1 tRNA gene and 1 rRNA gene are annotated in these 1,493 nt (G+C 43.5%); both read left to right on the top strand.

Annotated features, from left to right (window positions below):
* Positions 1–292 precede the first annotated feature (292 nt).
* Positions 293–409, top strand: a 5S ribosomal RNA gene (gene rrf / locus C173_RS30525).
* 824 nt (positions 410–1,233) lie between these two features.
* A tRNA-Glu gene (locus C173_RS30520) sits at positions 1,234–1,308 on the top strand.
* Positions 1,309–1,493 lie beyond the last annotated feature (185 nt).

Here is a 1,493-nt window from a genome sequence, read left to right as displayed (position 1 = left end):
GAGGTAGATAGGTTGGAGGTGGAAGTGCAGCAATGCATGGAGCTGACCAATACTAATCGGTCGAGGGCTTATCCAAAAGTTACCCCAAAAAGTGAAGATGAAGCTGACGAAGCGGATTCCGAATACTTTCCGGGGGCCCCGTAACAAGGGCAAACGCAAATTTTGTTTCGGATTCAGTTTTCAGGAATCAAATTGTAATTTATGGAGCTCAAGTAGCTCTGTAAAGAAGATTTGTTTTCAGCATTTGGCGATGCTGAGACCTGAATAATAGCATTTGATATTCAAATGCCCGTTTGGTGGCGATAGCGGAGGGGTTCCACACGTACCCATCCCGAACACGACCGTTAAGCCCTCCAGCGCCGATGGTACTTGGACCGAAGGGTCCTGGGAGAGTAGGACGTTGCCAAGCACTTAAGACCACTGTTGATTATAAATGGTGGTTTTTTGTTGCGTGACTTTATCTATTCGATGCTGGTATACCTGGATTCAGGCTATGGCGGAAGCTTTACCTATGACACTAGTACCTCATCAGATCTAAAAGGATGAAAAGGATGAATAAGCTTGTTAAACCTTATCAACCCAAAATCTAACGGACCGGAGAGATCTTATCCCCGCGAAAACGCCACTTTTTGCAGCTTAACGGACTCAGGCGACCTTATCGTCTCTCTATGAGATGTTTCGGAGCTGAAGTGCAAAGGATAAGGCCTGTGGAGTCCGTTACTCGCCCAATTGACGACTTTCTTCCCAAATAAGAGCACCTCAGTCCGTTACGCTAAGCCAAACGCCCCTGAAGAACAACTCCCGATTGGAAAAAAGAAGTAATTTGAAGAGGAATTGCGTCTGTTCCACTATTTTTAATCTAATGCAGTACTAGTGGAAGAAGAGTATTTCATAGAGATTGTGGGCAGGCTGAGACGCGAGGGACGAGATGTCCGTCATTTTAACCTTGTCTGCTTCCTCTGAGACTCTATACAGTTGACTGGAGAGCCGTGATGAAGGCAGGAGTCCTTGTGGGGCGCTTTACAGATGGAGAGATGTCTTAGAGGGCATGAGAATAAACTCTTTGCATGTGATGTAGATACTGAACATAAGTCTATTTCCGTGGTTGCCGAGATTATTATGGCTTTGGTGGAGAATCCGCTAAGTAATGAATAGAATAATAATATTTCTATTGTATTAATCTATTTTATCTGATATAATATTTTTTGTTGTCGAAAGATTGTTTGCTTATCTGGCTCGTTGGTCAAGGGGTTAAGACACCTCCCTTTCACGGAGGTAACATGGGTTCGAATCCCATACGAGTCACCACTTTCTTCTTTGAATTATGGGATGAGAATTCCCTGGGTTCGTTGAAGCATACGCTTCGTAAGGAATACTTCGCAATCTCGTAACGGAGTGGAGAGTATCCCATACGAGTCACCACTTTCTTCTTTAATAAATTAATGGTTGTATATCTTATGAAAATGTGTTATGATCATTAAGTTGCTTCTTCG

It is taken from the genome of Paenibacillus sp. FSL R7-277, from assembly GCF_000517965.1.
Taxonomy (GTDB): Bacteria; Bacillota; Bacilli; order Paenibacillales; family Paenibacillaceae; genus Paenibacillus_AQ; species Paenibacillus_AQ silagei.
This window is presented reverse-complemented; position numbering and strand designations above follow the sequence as displayed.